This is a genomic window from Nonomuraea sp. NPDC049714, from assembly GCF_044465295.1.
GTDB lineage: Bacteria > Actinomycetota > Actinomycetes > Streptosporangiales > Streptosporangiaceae > Nonomuraea.
In genome coordinates, this window is record NZ_JBITLM010000001.1 from 1,058,445 (window position 1) to 1,078,042 (window position 19,598).

A 19,598-nucleotide genomic window follows, 5' to 3' on the forward strand; every position below is an offset into this window, starting at 1 on the left:
ATGGACTGGACCACGATCATCTCCACCACCGTCAAGGCCGCCATCGGCGTCGAGACGGTCTGGTACGCGCTCGCCGCGATCGGCATCAACATCCACTTCGGCTACACCGGCCTGCTCAACTTCGGGCAGTCGGCGTTCCTGGCCGTCGCCGGGTACGGCCTGGCGGTCACCGTCACGGTGATCGGGCTGCCGTTCTGGATCGGCATCCTGGTCGGCCTGACCGCCGCGGTGCTGCTGGCCCTCCTGCTCGGCATCCCCACGCTGCGACTGAGGGCCGACTATCTGGCCATCGTCACCATCGCGGCGGCCGAGATCGTCAGGCTCATCTTCCGCTCGGTGGCGTTCAAGGACGTCTTCGGCGGCTCCGACGGCCGGCGCGGCTTCTCCAACGGCTTCTACGAACTCAACCCCTATCCTGACGGGACGTACGGCTTCGGCTGGTTCACCTTCAACGAGCGGGTGCTCTGGGTGCTGACCGTCGGCTGGATCCTCGTCGGCCTGTCGTGCCTCGTCGTCTATCTGCTCATGAAGAGCCCGTGGGGCCGCGTGCTCAAGGCGATCCGTGAGGACGAGGACGCCGTGCGCAGCCTCGGCAAGAACGTCTTCTCCTACAAGATGCAGTCGCTGATCCTCGGCGGCGTCATCGGATCTCTCGGCGGTTTCATCTACGGCCTGGCCTACGCCTCGGTGCAGCCTGACATCTTCGGCACCGAGACCACCTTCTTCGCCTACACCATCGTGATCCTCGGCGGCGCCGCCCGCGTGTTCGGCCCCGTCGCCGGTTCGATGATCTTCTGGGTGCTGCTGGTGCTGGTCAACGGCGTGCTCAGCGGGGCTGTCGAGTCCGGGTTCATCCCGTTCATGGACATCACCCAGGTGGGCCCGTTCCGCTTCCTGCTGGTCGGACTTGGACTGATCCTCTTGCTCGTCTACCGACCACAAGGCATCTTCGGGGACAAGAGGGAGATAGCAATCGATGCACGCTGAAACCACCAAAGATCAGAAGGCGGCGGCGCTGGCCGCCTTCGCAGATCTCGCCCGCGAACCCGGCGTGCCCAAGCCCGACCCGATCCTGGTGGTCGACAACGTGGTGCGCCGCTTCGGCGGCCTCACCGCGGTCGAGGTGCAGCACGTCGAGATCCAGCGCGGCTCCATCACCGCGCTGATCGGTCCGAACGGCGCCGGCAAGACCACCTTCTTCAACCAGCTGACCGGCTTCGACACCGCCGACTCCGGCCAGTGGACGTTCAACGGCCGCAACATGAACGGCGTGCCGGCGCACAAGGTGGCCCGCGCCGGCATGGTCCGCACCTTCCAGCTCACCAAGGCGCTGTCCAAGCTCACGGTGCTGGAGAACATGCGGCTCGGCGCCCAGTCGCAGAAGGGTGAGACCTTCTGGCGGGCCCTGGTGCCGAGCCTGTGGCGCGGCCAGGAGGACGAGATCACCGAGCGGGCCGAGGAACTGCTCGCCCGGTTCAAGCTCGACGCCAAGCGCGAGGACTTCGCCGGGTCGCTCTCCGGCGGCCAGCGCAAGCTGCTGGAGATGGCCCGCGCGCTCATGGTCCGCCCCGAGCTGGTCATGCTCGACGAGCCCATGGCCGGCGTCAACCCGGCCCTCACCCAGTCACTGCTCGGCCACGTCAAGGACCTGCGCGAGCAGGGCATGACCGTGCTGTTCGTCGAGCACGACATGGACATGGTGCGCGACATCAGCGACTGGGTGATCGTCATGGCCCAGGGCAACGTCATCGCCGAGGGGCCACCCGACACGATCATGTCCGACAACCGGGTCATCGACGCCTACCTGGGCGCCCACCACGACGCCCCTCTCTCGGAGGACGAGCTCGAACAGCAGCTCCACGAGGCCGAGAAGGAGCTCGTCACCGAGACCGAGGAGGAGACGAAGAAGTGAACGCCGTCCCCGAATCCACTCCCGAGTCGCAGGCCGCGGTCACCGACCGCAGCGCACACCTGGCCGGCGCGGAGAACGCCGTCCTGCGGTGCGACGAGCTGATCGCCGGCTACCTGCCGGGCGTCAACATCCTCAACGGCTCCGACCTGTACGTGGGCGACGGCGAGCTGATCGGCATCATCGGTCCCAACGGCGCCGGTAAGTCGACCCTGCTCAAGGCCATGTTCGGGCTGGTCAACATCCGCAGCGGCACGGTGCTGCTCAAGGGTGAGGACATCACGAACATGAAGGCGCACTCGCTGGTCTCACGCGGGGTCGGCTACGTCCCGCAGACCAACAACGTCTTCCCCAGCCTCACCATCGAGGAGAACCTCGAGATGGGCGCCTTCCAGGTGCCCGGCAAGTTCAAGGAGCGCTTCGAGTTCGTCGCCGAGCTGTTCCCCGCGCTCAAGGAGCGGCGCAAGCAGCGCGCCGGCTCCCTGTCGGGCGGCGAGCGGCAGATGGTCGCGATGGCCAGGGCGCTCATGACCGAGCCGTCGGTGCTGCTGCTGGACGAGCCGTCGGCGGGCCTGTCGCCCAAGCTGCAGGACCTGGTGTTCATCCAGGCCCAGCAGATCAACAAGGCGGGCGTGACCGTGATCATGGTGGAGCAGAACGCCAGGCGCTGCCTGCAGATCTGCCACCGCGGCTACGTGCTGGACCAGGGCCGCAACGCCTACACCGGCACCGGGCGCGAGCTCGCCCAGGACCCCAAGGTCATCCAGCTCTACCTCGGCACCCTCGCCAAGGCCTGACCGCCAGAAGCAACGGAGAAGGGGCTCCCCGCGAGCCCCTTCTCCGTTTTTTATCGCCCCACAGCCCTTTCTCCGGTTCTTACCGCCCCACAGACCTTTCTCAGTTTTTACTGGGTGATGTGCTACGACGATTCGCGGCGATCGTGCTCATCCTGCCCGCCCTCGCCGCCTGCCAGCAGACCCCCGCCTCCGGCGGCACGTACAGCACCGGCGGCGACACCGCCGACGACCCGTGCGCGCGCGTCGTGTCGGCCATCGGCTACGCGGGCCTCCTGCTCGGCCCCGAGGGCAGCGAGCAGGAGCAGGACTTCGAGGACGCCCTGCTCGGCCGGCTCTCCGAGGTGCGCGGGATCACGCTCCAGTACGGTTCCCGCCTGCCGGCCTCCCTCTCCCCGGCCGTCCGTACGGTCCAGACAGCGACCGAGGGACTGGCACGGGCCGATGTGCCCAGGCGGCGCCAGGTGGCCCTCCTCAAGCGCTACAGGGCCGCGGCGGGGCAAATCACGACAGGCTGTACGTAGCCGGACATGCAGAAGGGCCCGGTCCCAGGGGGGAGGATCGGGCCCTTCGCGGGTTGTCTCAGCTCACGAGCGACTAGCCGGCGATGTTGCCGGTGCGGTACTCGAGGGCCTTGGTGGCGTACTTGTTGTCCTCGCCGTACTGGTAGATGCCGATGGTCGCGACGGCCGGGTCACCGGCCTCGTTGAACTCGACCGGACCGCTCACGCCGTCGTAGTCGATGTCCTTGCCGGCCTTGAGCAGCTCGCTGCAGGTCTTGAAGTCCGTGCACTTCTCGCCGCCCTTGCTGACCTCGATCAGCTTGGCCGCCACGTCGGTGCCGACGTCGCTCTTGGCGGCCTCGGCGGCCAGCGCGAGCAGGTTGGCGGCGTCGTAGGACTCGGGCGCGTAGCTGAAGTCCTCAAGGTCGGGGTCGACCGCCAGCAGCTTCTTCTGGAACTCGTCCGGAGCCGCGGCGCCGGGGATGGTGCCCTTGACGCCCGTCAGGGTGCCCTTGGGCATCTTGATGTAGTTCGTGTTCGAGGTGTTGCCGTCGACCATGTACCACTTGTGCTTGTCGGCCGGCAGACCCTGCTTGATCAGCTCGTTGATGACCTTGGCGGTCTCCTCGAAGCCGATGAGCACGATGCCCTTGGGGTTCTTGGCCTTGATCTTGGCGATGTCGGCGGCGAAGTCCGCCGCCTTCGGGTCGTAGTCGACCCGCTCGACCACTTCGGCGCCACTGTCCTGGACGGTCTTGGCGACCTGGTCGGCCAGGCCGGTGCCGTAGGAGTCCTGCATCGCCATGATGCCGACCGTGTCGTTGCCGTCGGCCACGACCAGGTCACCGAGCACCCGGCCCTGCAGCTTGTCGGGCGGCGAGGTGCGGAAGTACAGGCCCTTGTCCGCGATGGTGGTGAACTTGTCGGAGGTGTTGGCGGGCGAGAAGTGCACCACGCCGGCGCCCGTGATCTTGTCGATCACCGACTCCGACACCGACGAGGACGCCGCGCCGATGATGGCGTCGGCCTTCTGCGCCAGCATCTTGTCCACGGACTGCGAAGCGATGTTCGTGGTGGTGTCGCCGGAGTCCGTGTGAATCTTCTCCACGTCCTTGCCGAGCACCCCACCGGCCTCGTTGATCTCCTTGATGGCCAGGTCCACCCCTGCGAACTCGGGCGGGCCGAGGAACGCCAGCGATCCGGTCTGCGGCAGGAGGGTGCCGAGGGTGAGCTTGCCGTCACCCTGCGCCACGGGAGCCGCGGCGGAGGATGAGGCGGCCGTGGGCGAGGAAGGTGCGGCGGTGTCGCTGCCACCACCGCAAGCTGTCAGGGCGAGGCCGGTGGCAGCCACGACAGCTAGCGCCCGCCCCATGGGAGCAATGCGGATCATGAAGTTTGTCTCCTTCATTTACGGTCCGGGATCTCTCAGCACCGCCGAGCACACCCGATCGAATGACGGAAACGTACAAAATGCCTGCACGTACATGCCAGTCATACGGATGAACTGTCGGCACTTGGATGCGGAGTCGTAACCAGTCCTCAACTTACGGCCGCAACCAGGGCATGCCTAAGGTTCGTCAGGTGAAGCAGTGGATGGTCTTGCTCGTTCTCGCGGGGCTCGTGTCCGGGTGCGGCGGATCGGCCCTCGCACCCCCTCCTACGGACGCCCCACCGGCCGGCCTGTCGGTCTCCTTCGGCCAATGGCGCTCCGACGAGCCCGCGCACGTGCTGCAGGTCGCCGTCCGCAACACGAGCGCGACGCCGGTGTACTTCGCCGACGTGCAGGTCGTCACCCCGTCGTTCGCCACGCTCGCCCCGCAGAAGGCCGGCATCACCATCCCGCGGACGGACAGGATGGACATCCCCACCCCCTACGGCAAGGCCGTCTGCCCGTCGGAGGGCCTGCCCGAGGTGCGGCCCGCGACCGTGGTGGCCCACCTGCGCGCCGGGTCCGAGCAGAAGCTGCGCCGGGTGGTGTTCAAGGTGCCGCACCCCGACCCGCTGCTGACCAGGCTGGTGCGTGACGAGTGCGCCGAGCACCTGATCAAGCAGGCTGCCGAGATCTCCTTCGACCCCGAGTGGCGGCGCGAGGGCGAGGCCATGCGCGGCACCCTCATCCTGACCCGCCGCGGCACCGGCGCGGTGGCCGTGCACTCCGTCGGCGGCACCACCCACTACATCGCCACCCCGGTCGGCGACGGCAGCCCGCTGCTGGAGCTGGGCGCGCGGGAGCGGGAGGCGCGGGCGCCGATCGAGCTCACCCCCGGCCGCTGCGACCCGCACGCCTTCGCCGAGGCCAAGAAGGCCTTCCAGTTCCCGGTACGGGCCAGCGTCGACGGAGGCGAGCAGCGCGTGGTCATCGTCGCCCCGGCCCGGCCTGAGCAGGAGCGGCTCATCGACTACGCCCTGCAGGTCTGCGGCCTGAAGCCCGCCTAGCCGCGCTCCGCCGCGTCGTCCATAACGATCTGGGCAACCTCGCGCATGCTCAGCCTGCGGTCCATCGACGCCTTCTGGATCCACCGGAAGGCCTGCGGCTCGCTCCACCCGTGCTTGGCCATGAGCTGACCCTTGGCCCGCTCGACCAGCTTGCGGGTCTCCAGCCGCTCCGACAGGCTCGACACCTCGGCGGCCAGCGCCACCATCTCCTCGTGCCTGCTCACCGCCATCTCGATCGCGGGCACCAGGTCGGCCTTGGTGAACGGCTTGACGAGGTAGGCCATCGCGCCCGCGTCTCTGGCCCGTTCGACCAGGTCACGCTGGGAGAACGCGGTGAGGATCAGGCACGGCGCGACCCGCTCGGCCACGATCCGCTCGGCGGCGGAGATGCCGTCGAGAATCGGCATCTTGACGTCCAGGATGACCAGATCGGGCCGCTCCTCCATGGCGAGCCGGATCGCTGTCTCGCCATCACCGGCCTCCCCCACGACGACGTAGCCGTCTTCCTGAAGCATCTCCTTGAGATCGAGGCGGATCAGTGCCTCGTCTTCCGCGATCACCACTCGCCGCTGCGTACTCACGAGCGCAAGAGTACCGATGTCCGGTAGATTAGATCCACGCCGGTGCCCTCCGCTGGTCCACGCCAGGGGCGAGGTACGGCACTTTCCGGACAATTCCGGAAATCAGCCGGAATGGTGGAATAGGCAGACACTGACGCCTCAAAAGCGTCTGCTCGAAAGGGCGTGCGGGTTCGAGTCCCGCTTCCGGCACACACCGTCGAGACCTTCAGTGACGATCCGTATGCCCTTCGCATGCATCCTCGTGAGACCGTCTACCAGGCCACCCGTTGCTACGCCACCCCCGTCACCTCGTCGTGAACGAGTCCACGAGCGGCTCGACATCTGTGCCGGGGCCGAAACGCCGGAGGCGGCTCGGTACGCGTCGCGTCATGAGGAGGCGAAGAACGGGTAAGCCGTGCTCCGCACGGCGCCGAGGTGGAGTAGCCGGTCGATCTCTGGTGATGTACACGGTGAGGTTGCGATCATCGGAGGTGGGCGTGATGGGGTTGAGCGAGCGGGAGCGGGTGGAGTTCCTGGCCGAGCCGCACATCGCCGGGCTGGCCGTGGACGCGGGGCCCGAGCGGGGGCCGCTGAGCGTGCCCGTCTGGTACGACTACGTACCGGGTGGCGACCTGCTGTTCCTGACGGGCGCGGAATCCCGTAAGGCCGCCCTCATCGCCAAGGCGGGCCGGCTGACCATGCTGGTCCAGCGGGCCAGCCCGACCTACCGCTACGTGTCGGTCGAAGGGCCGGTGGTGGGCTCCGGTCCCACCACGCTGGAGCAGCTCACCCGGATCGCCGCGCGCTACCTGTCGCCCGAAGCCCTGCCGGGATACGTGGAGGGGTCCGACCCGCACGCTCTGGTGACGTTCAGGATGGCGCCGCAACGGTGGCTGTCGGCCGACCTCGGAGCGCTGTGACAGGGCCGGATCACGGTATTTTGAGGTACGTGACTGCTATCGATCCCACCGTGACCGGCGCCTACGGCGTCGGGCTCGCCACCATAGCCGCCGACGGCACCGTACTCGACACCTGGTTCCCCGCGCCGGAGCTGGGCGACCCGCCCATGACCGGCACCGAGCGGCTCGCCGCCGAGGAGGCCGGGGAGCTGGCCTCCCTGATCGGCCCCGACCCGGCCAGGGGCGTCGAGGTGGTGGCGGTCCGCACCGGCATCGCCAAGCTCTCCGAGGCGCCGCTCGACGCGCACGACGTCTACCTGCGGCTGCACCTGCTGTCCAGCCGCCTGGTGCGCCCGCACGGGCTGAACCTGGACGGCGTCTTCGGCAAGCTCGCCAACGTCGTGTGGACCAGCCACGGGCCGTGTCCCGTCGAGGACTTCGAGCAGACGCGACTGCGGCTGCGGCTGAGCGCCAAGGGCTCGGTCGCGGTCTACGGCGTGGACAAGTTCCCGCGGATGGTCGACTACGTGATGCCCACGGGCGTGCGGATCGCCGACGCCGACCGGGTGCGCCTGGGCGCCCACCTGGCCGCCGGCACCACGGTCATGCACGAGGGCTTCGTCAACTACAACGCCGGCACGCTCGGCGCGTCCATGGTGGAGGGCAGGATCTCGGCCGGCGTGGTCGTCGGCGAGGGTTCCGACGTGGGCGGCGGCGCCTCCATCATGGGCACCCTGTCGGGCGGCGGCACGCAGGTCATCTCCATCGGCGAGCGCTGCCTGCTGGGCGCGAACGCCGGCATCGGCATCAGCCTGGGCGACGACTGCGTGGTGGAGGCCGGGCTGTACGTCACGGCCGGCACCAAGGTGGCCCTGCCCGACGGCGACGTCGTCAAGGCCGAGCGGCTGTCGGGCACCAGCGGGATCCTGCTGCGCCGCAACTCCCAGTCCGGCGCGGTGGAGGCCGTCCCCCGCACCAGCGGCGGCGTCAAGCTCAACGCCGCGTTGCACGCCAACTGACGCCGGCGCGGGCCGCCGCGCTCGTACACGCAGGGCAGCCGGTCGGCTGAACGCGAAGGGCCGCACGGACAGTGCGGCCCTTTCGACCCTCTAGGGTCAGTTCGCGTGGGACACCGCGGAGCCGATGGTGTGCACGCGCAGCGCGTTGGTGGAGCCGTGGGTCCCGGGAGGCGAGCCGGCCACGATGACCACCTTGTCGCCCTTCTCCAGCCGGCCCAGCGACAGCAGGGACGCCTCCACCTGCCGGACCATGTCGTCGGTGTGGTGCACGAACGGCACCTGGAACGTCTCCACCCCCCAGGTCAGCGACAGCTGGCCGCGCACGTGCGGGGAGGACGTGAAGGCCAGCAGCGGGATCGGGGAGCGGTAGCGGGCCAGGCGGCGGGCGGTCTCGCCGGACATGGTGAAGGCCACCAGCGCCTTGGCGCCGACGATGGCGCCGACCTCGGCGGCCGCGCGGGCGATGGCGCCGCCGGTGGTCTCCGGCATGCGCTCCAGGGTGTGGGTGGCCTGCAGGTAGGCCTTCTCGGCGGCGCAGGAGATGCGGTCCATGGTGGAGACCGCCTCGATCGGATAGTTGCCGACCGAGGTCTCGCCCGACAGCATGACGGCGTCGGCGCCGTCCATCACGGCGTAGGCGACGTCGGAGGCCTCGGCGCGGGTGGGCCGGGGGGCGCTCATCATCGAGTCGAGCATCTGGGTGGCGACGATGACCGGGCGGGCCTTCTCCCGGCACAGCTCGATGATGCGCCGCTGGACGATCGGGACCTGCTCCAGGGGCAGCTCGACGCCGAGGTCGCCGCGGGCGACCATGATGCCGTCGAAGGCCTCGATGATCTCCGGCAGGCGCTCCACGGCCTGCGGCTTCTCGATCTTGGCGAGCAGCGGCAGGCGTACGGCCTCCTGCTCCATGATGTTGCGCACCACGTCGGCGTCGGAGGGGCGGCGGACGAACGACAGGGCGATCATGTCGCAGCCGGTGCGCAGCGCCCAGCGCAGGTCGGCCTCGTCCTTGTCGGTGAGGGCGGGCGCGCTGACGTTGATGCCGGGCAGGTTGAGGCCCTTGTTGTCGGAGATCATGCCGCCGATGACGACGCGGGTGACGACCCGGTCGCCGTCGATCCGGGTGGCCTCCAGGACGAGGCGTCCGTCGTCGACCAGGATGGTGTCGCCGGGGCGCACGTCGCCCGGCAGTCCCTTGTAGGTGGTGGAGACCTGCTCGCGGTCACCGGGGACGTCTTCGGCGGTGATGGTGAAGACGTCACCGAAACCGAGCCGGACCGGGCCCTCCTCGAACCTGCCGACACGGATCTTGGGACCCTGCAGGTCGGCCAGCACGCCTACGCCGCGGCCCAGGTCGGCCGCCACCTCCCTGACCCGGTCGTAGACCTCACGGTGCAAATCATGATCACCATGGCTGAGGTTGAACCGTGCGACGTCCATGCCCGCTGCGATGAGCTCGCGCAGGCGTTCAGGAGAGGACGTGGCTGGACCTAGAGTGCAGACGATTTTCGCGCGACGAGTCACGAGTCCTACCTTAATTGGTACAGACCACTTGGCAGTCATTGACGACGCAGAACGTACCCGAGATAGGACAACAGCACGGCAACGGCGGCTGCCGGGCGGGTCAAGTTCGGGTATTGCTCCGGGAAGCGGACGCCCATCGTGGCCGTACGTTCACGGCTCGAAGGTGGCCGCCTTGTAGGCGTCGACGATGCCCCGGCCGAAGAAGCCGTTCTTCTTCGCGTCGCCTTCGCAGAGGTGGGTCTCCTTGTCGCCGAGGAGATCGTATTCGTACGCGCGCGGCGATGGGCAGGGTTTGGCCGTGGCGGTCCGGTAGAGGTAGTCCTCGACCTTGGCCGGCGCGAGGGTGACGCCTTCCTTGCCGGATCCGCCGGCCTTGCCGGGCTTGCCGAAGCGGCTGATCAGGATGGCGGCGACGCCGGTGGCGTGCGGTGCCGCCATGGAGGTGCCGTCGAGATACTGGTAGTAGGAGCAGGGCCCGCGGGTGCAGTCGCGCAGGACGTCGGCGGTCCTGGGCTTGCCGGACTTGTCGATCCTGCCCTTGGCGCGCAGCACGGCCTCGGGGGCCGCCGCCAGGATCGAGCGGGCGGGTGAGGCGGCCTTGCCGTCCAGGGCGTCGCCGCCCGGCGCCGCCAGGTCGGTCTGTTCGAGGCCGTAGTCGCTGTAGACGGCCTTGCGGCCGGAGGGGCCGACGGAGGAGATCGAGATGACGCCGGCGGACTCGGCGGGCACGTTGAGGCAGGAGTTGTCGACCTTGCGGACCCGCTCCCCGCCGCGCGGGTAACCGGGGCTGGCCTCGTCCAGCTTGGGCTTGCCGAGGTCGGTGGCGCCGTTGCCGAGGGCGGAGACGAGGGTGACGCCCTTCTGGCGGGCGTAGTCGAGGGCTCGCTGCATGCCGGTGATGATGGCACGCTGCTCCAGCCGCTCCTTGGCGCTGTCGGAGGGGTTGTTCCGGCAGTTGAACAGCCAGGGGTCGACGTAGTAACTCATGTTGACCACGTCGACGCCGATGTCGGCGGCATAGGTGAGGGCGTCGAGGCTGGCCTTGAGGAAGAAGAAGCCGGAGTCCTGACCGGCCCTGATGTTGACGAGCTGCACGCCCGGCGCCACGCCGGCGATCCCGATGCCGTTGATCGGAGAGGCGATGGTGCTGGCGACGTGCGTGCCGTGGCCGTCGTCGTCCTGGTCGACCGCGTCCTTGCAGTCGCTGGTCTCACAGGGCCCGTCGAGGGTCTCGCCCTTTTCGTCCTTGGGCTTGTCGGTGACGAAGTTGCGGCTGAGCTCGCGGTTGAAGTTCGGGGCGATGTCGGGGTGCTTGCCGTCGATGCCGGTGTCGATGACGCCGACGAGCACCTTGTGGCTGCCCGGCGCCTTGGCGTGCGCGCGGTCGGCGCCGATCATCTTCATGTCCCACTGGCGGCCGGAGAGCGGGTCGCTCCGGCTGCTCCTAGTGAAGGAGCCGGCGTCGGGGAAGGCGCGCGCGGAGCCGGCGGCGGAGGCGTAACCGATCCGGCGGTCGGTGGAGACGCCGACGATCGCCGGGTCCGAGCCGACGACCTCGGCGAACGTGGCTCCGGCTCGGGCGAGTACGTACCCGAGCTCGGCGGAGGTGTGCAGGGCGGTGCCGCCCGCGCGCTTGATGAGGTCGAGCGCGTCGGCCTGCCGGCCGTCGGCGTAGAAGACCAGATACTCCGCCTGGGCTCCCCGTACGGTCTGGACGCCGGCCTGATGGGCGGTGACGGACGCGCAGGCGGTGAGCGAGGCCGCGAGGACCGTGGCCGCGAGGCAGGAGACAAATCTCCGCATTCTTCCCCCATCCTCCGCAATCCCCTGAAAGGGCATCTTCCCGGTCAGTCATCAGGTGATGCAACTCTGTGCACACGCTTTGGCATGTCTCGCCCCGCGCGCAAACCGTACAACAAGCATGAAAACGCCCGCCCCCGGAGGGGCGGGCGCTCCCCCACGTCGCGCTACACCAGCGGACGCGCCGTCGGCAGGATCGGGTACGGCAGGGCCGTCTCGCCGGTGAGGAACCGGTCGACGCCGCTGGCGGCGGCGCGGCCCTCGGCGATGGCCCACACGATCAGCGACTGCCCGCGTCCCATGTCGCCGGCCACGAACACGCCGTCGACCTTGGACATGTACGTCTTGTCCCGCGAGACGTTGCCCCGTGCGTCGTAGAACCCGTCGCCCGCCAGCACCGCGAGGTCCTGCAGCAGCGCGCCCTTCTCCGGGCCGAGGAAGCCCATCGCCAGGGTGACCAGCTCGGCGGGGATCTCCCGCTCGCTGCCGGGGACCGGCTTGAATCCGTTCTGCGGGCCCTCGACCTCGACCAGGCGCAGCGCCCGGACGTTGCCGTCGGCGTCGCCGGCGAACTCGGTGGTGGAGACCGCGTAGACGCGCTCTCCCTGGCCCTCGGCGAGCTCCTCGTGCGCGCTCTCCATCTTGAACAGGATGGGGAAGGTGGGCCACGGCTGGTTCGCCGCCCTGGTGGCGGGCGGCTGCGGCATGATCTCCAGCTGGGTGACGGAGGCCGCGCCCTGCCTGATCGCGGTGCCGATGCAGTCGGCACCGGTGTCGCCGCCGCCGATCACCACGACGTGCTTGCCCTCGGCGGACACCGGCGGGGTGGCGTAGTCGCCCTCCTGCACCTTGTTGGACAGGGGGAGATACTCCATCGCCTGGTAGACGCCCTTGAGGTCGCGGCCCGGCACCGGCAGGTCACGCCAGGCGGTGGCGCCGCCCGACAGCACCACGGCGTCGAACTCCGCGCGCAGCTCGGCGGCCGTGACGTCGACGCCGACGTTCACGCCGGTGCGGAACTCGGTGCCCTCCGCCCGCATCTGCTCCAGGCGGCGCTCGATGTGCCGCTTCTCCATCTTGAACTCGGGGATGCCGTACCTGAGCAGCCCGCCGACACGGTCGGCCCGTTCGAACACCACCACGTCGTGGCCCGCCCGGGTGAGCTGCTGGGCGGCGGCCAGCCCGGCGGGGCCGGAGCCAACCACCGCGACCCGCTTGCCCGTCCTGCGGACCGCGGGCTGCGGCGTCACCCAGCCCTCGGCGAACGCGCGGTCGATGATCTCGACCTCGACCCGCTTGATCGCCACCGGGTCGGAGTTGATGCCGAGCACGCACGCCGCCTCGCACGGAGCCGGGCAGAGCCTGCCGGTGAACTCCGGGAAGTTGTTCGTGGCGTGCAGCCGCTCGATCGCCTCCCGCCAGTCGGTCCGGTAGACCAGGTCGTTCCACTCGGGGATGAGGTTGCCCAGCGGGCAGCCGTTGTGGCAGAACGGGATGCCGCAGTCCATGCAGCGGGCCGCCTGCTTGGTCAGCTTCTCCTTCGGGAAGTCCTGGTAGACCTCCTGCCAGTCGCTGATGCGGACGTCCACGGGACGGCGCGCCGGCAGTTCCCGTTCGTGCGTGAGAAAACCCTTGGGGTCAGCCATCGGTACGCCTCCCTATCCCTGAACCGCAGCCGCCATGACGGCCTCGTCGATGTCCCTGCCTTCGATCCGGGCGGCCTCGGCGGCCTCCATGACCCGCTTGTAATCGGTCGGCATGATCTTGCCGAACCGGGCGAGCGCGTCGTCCCAGTCGGCCAGCAACTGCTTGGCCACCGGCGAGCCGGTCTCGGCGAAGTGCTTCTCCACGGTCTCCTTGAGGAACTCCGCGTCCTGCTCGGTGAGCGCCTCCAGGGCGACCATCTCCCGGTTGACCCGCTCGGCCTTGAGGTCGAGCAGGTAGGCGACGCCGCCGGACATGCCGGCCGCGAAGTTGCGCCCGGTCGGGCCGAGCACCACCGTGGTGCCGCCGGTCATGTACTCGCAGCCGTGGTCGCCGACGCCCTCGACGACGGCGGTGGCGCCGGAGTTGCGGACGCAGAACCGCTCCCCCACCACTCCCCGGATGAACACCTCTCCGGACGTGGCGCCGTACAGCGCGACGTTGCCGGCGATGATGTGCCCGTCCAGCGGAGCCACCTCGTGCGGGCGCAGCGTGAGCCGACCGCCCGACAGCCCCTTGCCGAGGTAGTCGTTGGCGTCGCCGGTGAGCCGCAGCGTGATGCCGCGGGGCACGAACGCGCCGAAGGAGTTGCCGGCCGAGCCGGTGAAGGAGATGTCGATGGTGTTGTCCGGCAGGCCCGCGCCGCCGTACCGCTTGGTGACCTGGTAGCCGAGCATGGTGCCGACGGTCCGGTTCACGTTGCGGATGGGCAGCTCCAGCGTCACCGGGGTGCCGTCGCGAAGCGCGCCCTCGGCCAGCTGGATCAGCGTGTTGTCCAGCGCGTGCCGCAGGCCGTGGTCCTGCGCGACGGTGCGCCGCAGCGGGGTGCCGCTGGGGAGCTCCGGCAGGTGCAGGATCGGCGACAGGTCGAGCCCGCTGGCCTTCCAGTGGTCCTCGGCCGCCGCCATGTCGAGCATCTCCACGTGCCCGATCGCCTCGTCGAGCGTGCGGAAGCCCAGCTCGGCGAGGTACTCGCGGATCTCCTCGGCGATGAACTCGAAGAAGTTGACCACGAACTCGGGCTTGCCGGTGAAGCGCTTGCGCAGCTCCGGGTTCTGGGTGGCGACGCCCACCGGGCAGGTGTCGAGGTGGCACACCCGCATCATCACGCAGCCGGACACGACCAGCGGCGCGGTGGCGAAGCCGTACTCCTCGGCGCCGAGGAGCGCGGCGATGACCACGTCCCGGCCGGTCTTGAGCTGGCCGTCGACCTGCACCACGATCCGGTCGCGCAGGTTGTTGAGCAGCAGCGTCTGCTGCGTCTCGGCCAGGCCGAGCTCCCACGGCGCGCCCGCGTGCTTGAGGCTCGTCAGCGGGGACGCCCCGGTGCCGCCGTCGTGGCCGGAGATCAGCACCACGTCGGCGTGCGCCTTGGACACGCCCGCCGCGACCGTGCCGACCCCGACCTCGGCGACCAGCTTCACGTGCACCCGCGACTCCGGGTTGGAGTTCTTCAGGTCGTGGATGAGCTGGGCCAGGTCCTCGATCGAGTAGATGTCGTGATGCGGCGGCGGCGAGATGAGGCCGACGCCCGGCGTGGAGTGCCTGGTCTTGGCGATCCACGGGTAGACCTTGTGACCCGGCAGCTGGCCGCCCTCGCCTGGCTTGGCGCCCTGGGCCATCTTGATCTGCAGGTCCGAGGCGTTCACCAGGTATTCGGAGGTCACCCCGAACCGGCCGGAGGCCACCTGCTTGATCGCGCTGCGGCGCGCGTCGTCGTACAGGCGCTCGGGGTCCTCGCCGCCCTCGCCGGTGTTGGACTTGCCGCCGAGGCGGTTCATCGCGATGGCGAGCGTCTCGTGCGCCTCCATCGAGATCGAGCCGTACGACATCGCGCCCGTGGAGAACCGCTTGACGATCTCCGAGACGGGCTCGACCTCCTCGATCGGGATCGAGGCGCCCTTGCGCAGCTTGAACAGGCCGCGCAGTGTCATCAGCCGCTCGGCCTGGGAGTCCACCATGCCGGTGTACTCCTTGAAGATCTCGTAGCGGCGGCTCCTGGTGGCGTGCTGCAGCTTGAAGACCGTCTCCGGGTTGAACAGGTGCGGCTCGCCCTCGCGGCGCCATTGGTACTCGCCGCCGACCTGCAGCCGCCGGTGCGGGTTCTCCGCGCGCGGGTAGGCGTGCCGGTGCCGCCCGGCCGTCTCACCGGCCAGCACGTCGAAGCCGACGCCGCCGAGCCGGGAGGTGGTGCCGGTGAAGCAGGAGTCGATGACCTCCTGGCTGAGGCCGAGCGCCTCGAAGATCTGCGCGCCGGTGTAGGAGGCGACCGTGGACACGCCCATCTTGGACATCACCTTGATGACGCCCTTGCCGTAGGCCTTGATGAGGTTGCGCACGGCCTTGCGCTTGTCGATCGCCAGCACGCCGGAGTCGACGAGGTCCTCGACGGTCTCGATGGCGAGGTACGGGTTCACCGCGCCGGCGCCGTAGCCGATCAGCAGCGCCATGTGGTGGCACTCGCGGGCCTCGCCGGTCTCGATGACCAGGCCGATCTTCGTACGGGTCCGCTCCTGGATCAGGTGGTGGTGCACGGCGCCGGTGAGCAGCAGCGCCGGGATCGGCGCGAGCGTCTCGGAGGAGCCGCGGTCGGACAGCACGATGATCCGGGCGCCGTCGGCGATCGCCCGCGACGCCTCGGCCCTGATCTCCTGCAGGCGGGTCAGCAACGCCTGGCCGCCGCCCGCCACCGGGTAGAGGCCGGAGATCACATGCGGGTGGAAGCCGGGCAGGTCATGCTCGTCGTTGATGTGGATGATCTTGGCGAGCTCGTCGTTGTCGATCACCGGGTACGGCAGCACCAGCTGCCGGCAGGACGTCGGGCCCGGGTCGAGCAGGTTGCCCTCGGGGCCGATCACACTGGCCAGGGAGGTGACCAGCTCCTCCCGGATGGCGTCCAGCGGCGGGTTGGTGACCTGCGCGAACAGCTGCGTGAAGTAGTCGAACAGCAGCCTGGGCTTCTCGCTCAGCACCGCGACCGGCGTGTCGGTCCCCATCGAGCCGATCGGCTCGATGCCGGACCTGGCCATCGGCGCGAGGATGATCCGCAACTCCTCCTCGGTGTAGCCGAAGGTCTGCTGCCGCTTCACGAGCGCCTCGTGCGTGGGGATCTCCCGCTGGCGCTCGGGCAGCTCCTCGAAGCGCACCAGACCGGCGTGCAGCCAGTCTTCGTACGGCAACGCGGCGGCGAGCTCGGCCTTGATCTCGTCGTCCTCGATGATCTTGCCGCGGGCGGTGTCGATGAGGAACATCCTGCCGGGCTGCAGGCGCCCCTTGCGGACCACGTCCTCCGGCGCGAAGTCGAGCACGCCGGCCTCGGAGGCCAGCACGACGAGCCCGTCGGCGGTCACCCAGAACCGGCCGGGGCGCAGGCCGTTGCGGTCGAGCACGGCGCCGGCCAGCGTGCCGTCGGTGAACGTGATCGACGCCGGGCCGTCCCAGGCCTCCATCAGCGAGGAGTGGAACTCGTAGAAGGCGCGCCGCGCGGCATCCATCTCGGTGTGGTTCTCCCACGCCTCCGGGATCATCATCAGCACGGCGTGCGGCAGGCTGCGCCCGCCCAGGTGGAGCAGCTCCAGCACCTCGTCGAAGGAGGCGGTGTCGCTGGCGTCCGGGTCGCAGATCGGGAAGAGCCGCGACAGGTCGCCCGGGATGACGGACGACTCCAGCATGGCCTCGCGGGCCCGCATCCAGTTGCGGTTGCCCTTGACCGTGTTGATCTCGCCGTTGTGCGCGACGTAACGGTAGGGGTGAGCCAGCGGCCAGCTCGGGAAGGTGTTGGTCGAGAAGCGCGAGTGCACCAGCGCGATCGCGCTGTGGTAGCGCTCGTCGGACAGGTCGGGGAAGAACGGCTCGACCTGGTCGGGGGTGAGCATGCCCTTGTAGACGATCGTCCGCGCCGACAGGGACGTGAAGTACACGTCCACCTCGTGCTCGGCCCGCTTGCGCAGGCAGAAGGCGAGCCGGTCGAGCTCCAGCCCGGACTCGCCGCCGGGGGCGGACACGAAGATCTGCTTGAAGAACGGCATCACGGCGCGGGCGCTCGGCCCCGGCAGGGCGCGGTCGACCGGCACGTCCCGCCAGCCGAGCACGGTGAGGCCCTCTTCGGCGGCGATCTCCTCGATCATGCCGACACCGATCGCGCGAGCCTCGTCGTCGATCGGCAGGAAGGCGATACCGGTGGCGTACCGGCCGCTCTCGGGCAGGGTGAACGGCACGTTCGCCCGGTAGAACCCATCAGGGATCTGCGTCAGGATCCCGGCTCCGTCGCCGGTGTCCGGCTCGCTACCCTTGGCCCCCCGGTGATCGAGATTGCACAGTGCCGTCAGCGCCTTGACCACGATGTCGTGCCCCCGGCGACCGGCGACGTCGGCGACCATCGCGACACCGCAGGCGTCATGCTCGTTGGCGGGGTCGTAGAGGCCCTGGGGCTCGGGGAACCCGAGGTGGGCAGCAGGCATTGAATCCCTCCCGTCGTCTTCGTCTGTCTGAACTGCTTTACAGGCGGGGACGACGTTGGCCCTGCTGCGTATCGTGGATAGAGGTTACCGCACGCTGCCAGAATGGTGCCCGCCACGTCCACCCAGCGAACATTCACCACATTTCCGCACATTCTGGTCGGCTTCTGGGCTGCTTCCGGACGTGGAGCCGCTCGATAGGGTTGCCCCATGGAGCGTGACGGGGTGGAGCGCCTGCTGGATGCGGCCGGGGCGGACAGCAGGAGGCTCAGGCACGCCCTGACCCTCCTCTGCGACGGCCAGTGGTGGACCCTGGCCGACCTGGTCAGGCAGAGCGCCACGTCCAGGCGCACGATCGAGGAGCTGCTGCGGGAGCTGCGCCTGGAGCGCTCCGGCGACCGGTTCCGGGTGCCGCCGACGCACTCCCCCGACTACCAGGACCTGCTGGCCGTCGCCCCGCCGCCCGAGGACCCCGTCGCCCACCTCCTGTCCCACTACGGGCCGGTGCTGGAGCGCCTGGGCGAGCTCATCGCCAAGGCGCCGCGCGCCCGGCACACGCTCGACCACGTGGCGGCCACCCCCGACACCGTCCTGCGCAGGGCCCTGCTGCTCGGCGCCCGGTTCTGGCTGCCGGGCGCCCGGCTGCTCTGCGTGGGCGACCACGACCTCACCTCGCTCGCGGTCAAGCTCGTCCACCCGGAGACGGACGTCACGGTGGTCGACGTCGACGAGCGCATCCTCGCCTACATCGACGAGCAGGACCTGGGCGTCCGCACCCGCTGGGCGGACCTGCGCCTCACCCTGCCCCCGTCGGCCCGTGACCACGACCTGGCCATCACCGATCCGCCGTACACCCCTGAGGGCATCAGCCTGTTCACCGCCCGCGCGATCGAGGGCCTGAAGGACGACGGCCGGATCCTGCTCGCCTACGGCGCGAGCGAGCGCACCCCGGCCTTGGCCCTCAAAGTGCAAAATTCGCTCTCGGCGTTGAACCTAACTTTCGACGCCATATACCCGGATTTCAACCGATATTTCGGTGCGGAAGCCATCGGGTCCGCCGCCGACCTCTACATCCTCCGCCCCACCACCAAGACCCGCCCCGCCGCGGCCGCCCGCCTCGACCGTGCCGTCACCGCCATCTACACCCAGGGCCCCCAGTCGATCGAGTCCACCCGGACCGGCGCCGAGCCCGCCACCTCCACGGCCGACCTCCTCGTCGGCGACTGGCCCAAGTCCTTCCCCCAGCCCAGGGCCAAGCTCACCACCTGGCTGACCAAGCCCTACGCGGCCACCCTCGACAGCGTGGCCGTCGCCGTGCCCGCCGGCCTGGAGAGCGCCATCCCCCGTCTCCTGCTCGCCACCCGCGCCACCCACGTCGACCTCCACCTGACCGAGCCCCCGGCCCGCCTCCCCGCCGTCCTGACCACCGTCTACGACTGCACCACCGACGGCACCGTCCTGCACGCCACCCGCCGCCCCCAGCCGGCGGACCCCGAGGACCAGGTGCTGCGCCGCATCCTCGACCACGGCCACGCCAAACTCGCCAACACCTGGCGCGAGGCCCTCATCTCCCTGGCCCGCGCCCAGGGCTCCACCCTCACCAAGAACGAGGCCCGCACCCTCATCCGCCAGGCCGCTCCCTGGGCCGAAGACCTCACCCCCCTGGAAACCCCCCTCCACCACCTGGCCTCCCTCCCCGCCCAGGTCACCACCACCATCCACGCCCTCACCACCACCACCTGATTCACCAGCAACCCACCATCCCCAGCGGAGGTCGGCGTCCCACCGCACCGCCCAACCCGCTGATCCGTCTAACCCGCTGACCCGCCATCCCCTGACCTGAGATCCACGCCGCACCGCACCACCGAATCCCGCCCTCCCCAAGCCCGGATGGATGTCTCCCCTCACCTCCTGACGGCACAAAGAGCCGCGCCGTGCCTGGTAGCCATCCGCCCCCGTCCCGCCGGCCTCAGCTCGGCGTGCCGCCGTC

14 protein-coding genes and 1 tRNA gene are annotated in these 19,598 nt (G+C 69.5%); 9 read left to right on the forward strand and 6 right to left on the reverse strand.

All coding sequences use genetic code 11. The annotated features are described in order from the left end of the window. From ACIBQX_RS05070 to ACIBQX_RS05085, 4 genes are all read left to right on the forward strand, one after another. Window positions 1-987, forward strand: a complete 987-nt coding sequence (locus tag ACIBQX_RS05070; protein WP_397000732.1) for a branched-chain amino acid ABC transporter permease — start codon at window positions 1-3, stop codon at window positions 985-987. Further along, window positions 977-1,912 carry an ABC transporter ATP-binding protein gene (locus ACIBQX_RS05075; RefSeq protein ID WP_397000734.1) on the forward strand — a complete coding sequence of 312 codons (936 nt, stop codon included), beginning with the start codon at window positions 977-979 and terminating at the stop codon, window positions 1,910-1,912. Before ACIBQX_RS05070 ends, ACIBQX_RS05075 begins: the two co-directional genes overlap by 11 nt. Further along, on the forward strand, window positions 1,909-2,706 hold the full coding sequence (locus tag ACIBQX_RS05080; protein WP_397000736.1) for an ABC transporter ATP-binding protein: 798 nt from the start codon (window positions 1,909-1,911) through the stop codon (window positions 2,704-2,706). Before ACIBQX_RS05075 ends, ACIBQX_RS05080 begins: the two co-directional genes overlap by 4 nt. A 119-nt stretch (window positions 2,707-2,825) precedes the next feature. Beyond that, window positions 2,826-3,227, forward strand: coding sequence for a hypothetical protein (locus tag ACIBQX_RS05085; RefSeq protein WP_397000738.1), 402 nt, complete (start codon window positions 2,826-2,828; stop codon window positions 3,225-3,227). A gap of 73 nt (window positions 3,228-3,300) precedes the next feature. On the opposite strand, the gene ACIBQX_RS05090 is transcribed toward ACIBQX_RS05085, so the two are convergent. Next, window positions 3,301-4,596 (reverse strand): ABC transporter substrate-binding protein, encoded by a 1,296-nt coding sequence (locus ACIBQX_RS05090; protein WP_397000740.1) that lies wholly within the window; start codon window positions 4,594-4,596, stop codon window positions 3,301-3,303. A gap of 203 nt (window positions 4,597-4,799) precedes the next feature. Between ACIBQX_RS05090 and ACIBQX_RS05095 the strand changes: the two genes are divergently transcribed. After that, on the forward strand, window positions 4,800-5,642 hold the full coding sequence (locus ACIBQX_RS05095; RefSeq protein WP_397000742.1) for a hypothetical protein: 843 nt from the start codon (window positions 4,800-4,802) through the stop codon (window positions 5,640-5,642). Here ACIBQX_RS05095 and ACIBQX_RS05100 read toward each other — a convergent pair. Continuing rightward, a complete protein-coding gene (locus ACIBQX_RS05100; RefSeq protein ID WP_397000744.1) occupies window positions 5,639-6,223 on the reverse strand; it encodes an ANTAR domain-containing response regulator in 585 nt (194 codons plus the stop codon). The genes ACIBQX_RS05095 and ACIBQX_RS05100 overlap by 4 nt on opposite strands. A gap of 105 nt (window positions 6,224-6,328) precedes the next feature. Here ACIBQX_RS05100 and ACIBQX_RS05105 point away from each other — a divergent pair. The 3 genes from ACIBQX_RS05105 (at window position 6,329) to dapD (ending at window position 8,120) form a co-directional block, all read left to right on the forward strand. Next, window positions 6,329-6,412 (forward strand) — tRNA-Leu (locus ACIBQX_RS05105). Between the two features lie 290 nt (window positions 6,413-6,702). Next, on the forward strand, window positions 6,703-7,122 hold the full coding sequence (locus tag ACIBQX_RS05110) for a pyridoxamine 5'-phosphate oxidase family protein (protein WP_397000746.1): 420 nt from the start codon (window positions 6,703-6,705) through the stop codon (window positions 7,120-7,122). Window positions 7,123-7,151: 29 nt separating this feature from the next. Then, window positions 7,152-8,120: a 2,3,4,5-tetrahydropyridine-2,6-dicarboxylate N-succinyltransferase gene (gene dapD, locus ACIBQX_RS05115; protein ID WP_397000748.1), complete on the forward strand. Its 969-nt coding sequence runs from the start codon at window positions 7,152-7,154 to the stop codon at window positions 8,118-8,120. Between the two features lie 96 nt (window positions 8,121-8,216). On the opposite strand, the gene pyk is transcribed toward dapD, so the two are convergent. The 4 genes from pyk to gltB all read right to left on the reverse strand — a co-directional run bounded on the left by pyk (window position 8,217) and on the right by gltB (window position 17,611). After that, window positions 8,217-9,647 carry a pyruvate kinase gene (pyk, locus tag ACIBQX_RS05120; RefSeq protein ID WP_397000750.1) on the reverse strand — a complete coding sequence of 477 codons (1,431 nt, stop codon included), beginning with the start codon at window positions 9,645-9,647 and terminating at the stop codon, window positions 8,217-8,219. A gap of 150 nt (window positions 9,648-9,797) precedes the next feature. After that, window positions 9,798-11,450, reverse strand: coding sequence for a S8 family peptidase (locus ACIBQX_RS05125; RefSeq protein ID WP_397000752.1), 1,653 nt, complete (start codon window positions 11,448-11,450; stop codon window positions 9,798-9,800). Between the two features lie 164 nt (window positions 11,451-11,614). After that, a complete protein-coding gene (locus ACIBQX_RS05130) occupies window positions 11,615-13,093 on the reverse strand; it encodes a glutamate synthase subunit beta (RefSeq protein WP_397000754.1) in 1,479 nt (492 codons plus the stop codon). Between the two features lie 12 nt (window positions 13,094-13,105). Further along, entirely contained in the window at window positions 13,106-17,611 is a 4,506-nt protein-coding gene (gene gltB / locus ACIBQX_RS05135; RefSeq protein WP_397000756.1) for a glutamate synthase large subunit, read from the reverse strand. Window positions 17,612-17,818: 207 nt separating this feature from the next. Between gltB and ACIBQX_RS05140 the strand changes: the two genes are divergently transcribed. Then, a complete protein-coding gene (locus ACIBQX_RS05140) occupies window positions 17,819-19,351 on the forward strand; it encodes a bis-aminopropyl spermidine synthase family protein (protein WP_397000758.1) in 1,533 nt (510 codons plus the stop codon). The last annotated feature ends 247 nt before the right edge of the window (window positions 19,352-19,598 follow it).